The sequence below is a fragment of the Pseudomonas emilianonis genome (genome assembly GCF_023072625.1).
Classification (GTDB): domain Bacteria; phylum Pseudomonadota; class Gammaproteobacteria; order Pseudomonadales; family Pseudomonadaceae; genus Aquipseudomonas; species Aquipseudomonas paraveronii.
Map to the genome: position 1 here is coordinate 1 of NZ_JAKNRV010000395.1, position 4431 is coordinate 4431.

Annotated in this window: 6 protein-coding genes and 1 pseudogene; 3 read left to right on the top strand and 4 right to left on the bottom strand. The window is 63.8% G+C overall.

The genetic code is table 11. From position 1 onward, the window contains the following. Window positions 1-657: gamma-glutamyltransferase (locus L9Z73_RS26030; protein WP_247407307.1), on the top strand; the 657-nt coding region annotated here is incomplete at its 5' end. Window positions 658-663: 6 nt separating this feature from the next. Then, a pseudogene (locus tag L9Z73_RS31355) lies at window positions 664-759 on the top strand (helix-turn-helix domain-containing protein); the annotation flags it as partial. 27 nt (window positions 760-786) lie between these two features. Here the strand turns inward: L9Z73_RS31355 and ddlA are convergent. Together ddlA and L9Z73_RS26040 are read right to left on the bottom strand one after the other, a co-directional pair. Next, the gene (gene ddlA / locus L9Z73_RS26035; RefSeq protein WP_247407309.1) at window positions 787-1881 is read right to left on the bottom strand and encodes a D-alanine--D-alanine ligase; all 1095 of its coding nucleotides are present in this window, start codon (window positions 1879-1881) and stop codon (window positions 787-789) included. 44 nt (window positions 1882-1925) lie between these two features. Further along, a complete protein-coding gene (locus L9Z73_RS26040) occupies window positions 1926-2564 on the bottom strand; it encodes a LysE family transporter (RefSeq protein ID WP_247407322.1) in 639 nt (212 codons plus the stop codon). Between the two features lie 137 nt (window positions 2565-2701). Here L9Z73_RS26040 and L9Z73_RS26045 point away from each other — a divergent pair, with 137 nt between their 5' ends. Further along, window positions 2702-3511 (top strand): AraC family transcriptional regulator, encoded by an 810-nt coding sequence (locus L9Z73_RS26045; RefSeq protein ID WP_247407324.1) that lies wholly within the window; start codon window positions 2702-2704, stop codon window positions 3509-3511. A gap of 6 nt (window positions 3512-3517) precedes the next feature. Here the strand turns inward: L9Z73_RS26045 and L9Z73_RS26050 are convergent, their stop codons facing one another. Together L9Z73_RS26050 and L9Z73_RS26055 are read right to left on the bottom strand one after the other, a co-directional pair. Continuing rightward, window positions 3518-4105 (bottom strand): flavin reductase family protein, encoded by a 588-nt coding sequence (locus L9Z73_RS26050; RefSeq protein WP_247407326.1) that lies wholly within the window; start codon window positions 4103-4105, stop codon window positions 3518-3520. Between the two features lie 59 nt (window positions 4106-4164). After that, window positions 4165-4431 (bottom strand): methyl-accepting chemotaxis protein (locus L9Z73_RS26055; RefSeq protein ID WP_247407329.1); only part of this gene is annotated, 267 nt, incomplete at its 5' end.

A 4431-nucleotide genomic window follows, 5' to 3' on the forward strand; every position in this document is an offset into this window, starting at 1 on the left:
ATCGGTGAACGCAGCCTGGGCGTCGCCAAGCCGGGCCAACCGGCGGGCATTCAAGTGGCATATGCCCCGGACCGCTCGCCGCTGCGCATCTCCACTTCGCAAGTGGTGGCGGTGGATGACCAGGGCGGTGCCGTATCGATGACCACCACGGTGGAGGCCGCGTTCGGCTCGCACCTGATGGTCCAGGGCTTTTTGCTCAACAACCAGATGACCGACTTCTCGTTCATTCCCGAGGAAAACGGCCAGCCGGTGGCCAACCGCGTGCAACCCGGCAAACGCCCGCGCTCGGCCATGGCACCGACCCTGGTGTTTGACCGCCAGAGCGGTGAATTGCTGGCCACGCTGGGTTCGCCGGGCGGTTCGCAGATCATCGAATACGTGAGCAAATCCCTGGTGGCGATGCTCGACTGGCAACTCGACCCGCAAGCCGCCATCAGCCTGCCCAACTTCGGCAGCCGCAATGGCGCAACCGAACTGGAAAGCGGCATGTTCAGCCCGGCGTTGAAACAGGCGCTCAGGGACAAGGGCCATGCACTGAGCGAGATCGAGATGACCAGCGGCATCCAGGCGATCGTTCGCACGCGGGATGCGCAGGGCAAGGTGATGTTGAGCGGGGGTGCCGATCCTCGGCGGGAGGGGGAGGCGTTGGGGGATTGATGTTTACGAGGGCGTCGCTCCCCCTCCGGCGCAGCACGCTCGCTGCTGCACATTGCGGCCATAAGACCGGACGTTTTCCGGGAAGTCCTCAGTAACGCCTAATGGCGTTACTGGCGCGCCAGCCGATGACTATCGGCTGATCTTCAACCCCTTACGCCCCGCATGCCGCTCCAACGCCAGTTCAATCAAGCGGCTGACCAACTCGCTGTAACTCATCCCCGCCGCCTGCCACAGCTTGGGGTACATGCTGATGCGGGTAAAACCCGGCAACGAGTTGATTTCGTTGATCAGCACTTCGCCCTCCTCGGTGAGGAACACATCGACCCGCGCCAACCCTGCGCAGCCCAACACCTCGAACGCTTCGACGGCCAGGCGGCGAATCCGCTCGCTGGCTTCAACGCTGATATCGGCCGGCACCACCACCTGGGCCGCCTGGTCGTCGATGTATTTGCTGTCGTAGGAATAGAAGCCGCCGCTCACCACGATCTCGCCGCAACCGCTGGCGATGGGGTTGTCGTTGCCCAGCACGGCGCATTCGATCTCGCGGCCCTGGACGGCAGACTCCACCAGCACTTTCTCGTCAAAGCCCAGGGCCAGTTCGACGGCGGCGTGGTATTCGGCCTCGTCGTTCACTTTGCTCACGCCCACCGAGGAGCCTTGGTTGGCGGGTTTGACGAACATCGGCAAGCCGAGCTTGCGCACCGCCATGTCAAACGAGGTGCGCGCCGCGTTGTTGCGGTTGAGGGTGATAAACGGCGTGACGGCAATACCGGCGTCGCGCAGCAGGCGTTTGCTGATGTCCTTGTCCATGCACACTGCCGAGCCGAGCACGTCGGAGCCGACGAAAGGCAGGTCGGCCATGCGCAGCAGGCCTTGCAGGCAGCCGTCCTCGCCGAGGGTGCCGTGGACGATGGGGAAGATCACGTCGATGTGGGCCAGCAGGCCGCTGCCGGTGGTTTCCACCACTTGCTGGCTGGCCTTGCCCGGCACCACCGCCAGTTCGCGGTTGGACTGGTTGAGGGCGATCAGCGCCGGGTTTTCCTGGTTGATCAGGAAGTTCGAGGTGTCGTTAAGGTGCCAGTGGCCGGCCTTGTCGATGCCGATCAGCACCGGCTCGAAGCGCGAGCGGTCGAGGGCATCGACAATGTTGCGCGCCGACTGCAGCGAGACTTCGTGCTCGGCCGAACGACCACCAAAAATAATCCCTACGCGCACCTTGCTCATGACCCGACCTCACTGTTGAAAGTAAGGCTTCTTACCATGAGCGGTCAGCGATTCGCTACCAGATGTACACCGAACAGCATGTAGCAACCCCCCGCAAAACGGTCGAGCCATTTGCGCGAGCGGCTGTAGAGGTCGGCCATGCGCTCACTGGAAAACACCAGGGCCACGCTGGAATACCAGCTGAAAGACAAGGTGGCCATGATGATCACCGCCAGGGTCAGCAGCATCGGTGACGGCGACGGCGGCATGGTGGACGCGAAGATGGTGGCGACGAACAACGCGGCCTTGGGATTGGACAGATTGCCCAGCAACCCTAGGCGCCAGGCGGAAAACAACGAGCGTCGGGGCCCGTCCGGCAACAGGCTCTGCCCCATCGCCGGCGCCGAGCGCTTGAACAGCTTCAAGCCCAGGTAGATCAGGTAGCAGCCACCGATGATCTTGAACGCCAGGTACAGCATGGGTGCGGCGCTAAACAGCGACTTTATGCCCAGGCCACCCGCCAACCCCCACAGGATCGTACCCGTAGCCACACCCGCCGAGGCCACCACACCATGGCGGCGCGAACAACTGGCGGCCAGTTGCGCCGTGTTGAAGAAGTTGGGGCCAGGCGTGACCACCGCCACCGTCCACAGCAGGGCCAGCGAGCTCAGGGGCGCCACGTAGGCAGGGTTGAGGAAATCCATGGGGGCGCTCCATCAGCACAAGGCACGAACAGCGATCATAGGCCTCGCCTGCCCCCTGCACAATCGTACAAGACCCCGGCAGACAAGGGCCTCAGACTCGGCTAACGTGTTTCCACCTCTTCTTGTGACAAGTCACCATGGGTAAACCCACCCCCACCCTCGACTGGCTGCACCGCGCGCCGCACGCCAGCGGCCTGGACCGCATCGAGGCGTACTTTGCCGGCTTCGCGTTCGACCCGCATCGCCATGACACCTATGCCATCGGCCGTACCTTGTTCGGCGTGCAGAGTTTTCATTATCGCGGCGACATGACCCACAGCCTGCCCGGCACCACCATGGTGATTCATCCCGATGAAACCCACGACGGCCGCGCCGGCAGCGAGGAAGGTTTCAAGTACCGCATGATCTACGTGGAGCCGGCGCTGATCCAACAGATCCTCGGCGGCAAGCCGTTGCCGTTTATCCCCGACGGAGTGTCCACCGACCCGTGGTTGCACCGCGCCAGCGAAGTGTTGCTGCAAAGCCTGGACTGCCCGATCGACCCGTTGCAGGAGCAGGACGCGATGTTCGACCTGGCCCAAGCCTTGAGCAACGCCTCGGGAGCGATCACCACCCGCAAGACCTTCGATTACGTCGCCGCTGAACGCGCCCGAGAATTTATCCACAGTTCCCTGGGCCGCAGCATCACCCTGGATGAAATGGCCGAACACGCCGGCCGCGACCGCTGGGCCTTGTCGCGGGATTTTCGCTTGTTGTTCGGCACCAGCCCCTACCGCTACCTGACCATGCGCCGGCTGGATCTGGTACGCAGCCTGCTGGCCCAGGGCAAACCGCTGGTGGACGCGGCGATGCTCGCCGGCTTCACCGACCAGAGCCACATGACCCGGCAATTTCGCAGCACCTACGGCATGCCGCCGGCGCGCTGGGTGAAGATGCTCGGGCGCTGAACAGGCTCAACCGGCGGGCGTCAGCTGCTGCCCGTCAATCGGCTGGCCGATGGTGAGGAAATGCCCGCCCGCCACATGGTGCAGGGTGCGCAGTTGATCAAAGCCTTCGAAATGCCAACGCCCGTCGCTGAACACGCGCTCGTCGGCATACGCGGCAACCACTTCGCCGAGGAACAGGTCGTAGGTCTGCTGGGTATGCGGCTCGGGCAGCAGGCGGCATTCCAGCCAGGCGACGCAGCCTTCGAGCAAGGGCGCTTCGGTGTGTTCGCCGTTGAAGGTGTGCAAATCATAGGCGGCGAATTTATCGAGATCGGCGCCGCTGGTAGTGCCCACTGTCTGTACGAGATCGGCCTGGGCCGCGCAGGGCACCTGCAGCACGAAGGTGCCGGCGCGTTCCAGCAGTTGGCGGGTCCAGGTGGCCTTGTCCAGCACGACCGCGACTTTCGGCGGTTCGAAATCCAACGGCATGGCCCAGGCGGCGGCCATGATAGCGCGCTGGCCATTATGCGCAGCGCTGACCAGTACGGTCGGGCCGTGGTTGAGCAAGCGGTAGGCCTTGGACAGCGGAACGGGGCGGCGGTGGTCAGGGCTCATGGAGGATCGGCTCTTCAATCGTGAAAAACCTACGATACCTCAAGCACAAGCCCTACGGATCAGCTCGATAGCTGGTTGGCGAACTGTCCGACGGCGCTGACGACCTTTTGCGCGCCGTCCTGGATTTCCACGATCACCGTGCCGGCTTCGGCGGCCAGGGCCAGGCCCTGCTCGGCTTGCTGGCGGCCGTCGGTCATCAGGTTCACGGCGTCGCGAGCCATGTCCTGGTTCTGACGCACCACCCCGACAATCTCTTCAGTGGCCTTGCTGGTGCGCGACGCCAGTTGGCGCACTTCGTCGGCCACGACCGCAAACCCGCGCAAAAG

Coding starts and splice junctions, on each gene's coding strand:
- L9Z73_RS26045 (WP_247407324.1), top strand. CDS start 2,702: ATGGGTAAACCCACCCCCACCCTCGACTGGCTGCACCGCGCGCCGCAC.
- ddlA (WP_247407309.1), bottom strand. CDS start 1,881: ATGAGCAAGGTGCGCGTAGGGATTATTTTTGGTGGTCGTTCGGCCGAG.
- L9Z73_RS26050 (WP_247407326.1), bottom strand. CDS start 4,105: ATGAGCCCTGACCACCGCCGCCCCGTTCCGCTGTCCAAGGCCTACCGC.
- L9Z73_RS26040 (WP_247407322.1), bottom strand. CDS start 2,564: ATGGATTTCCTCAACCCTGCCTACGTGGCGCCCCTGAGCTCGCTGGCC.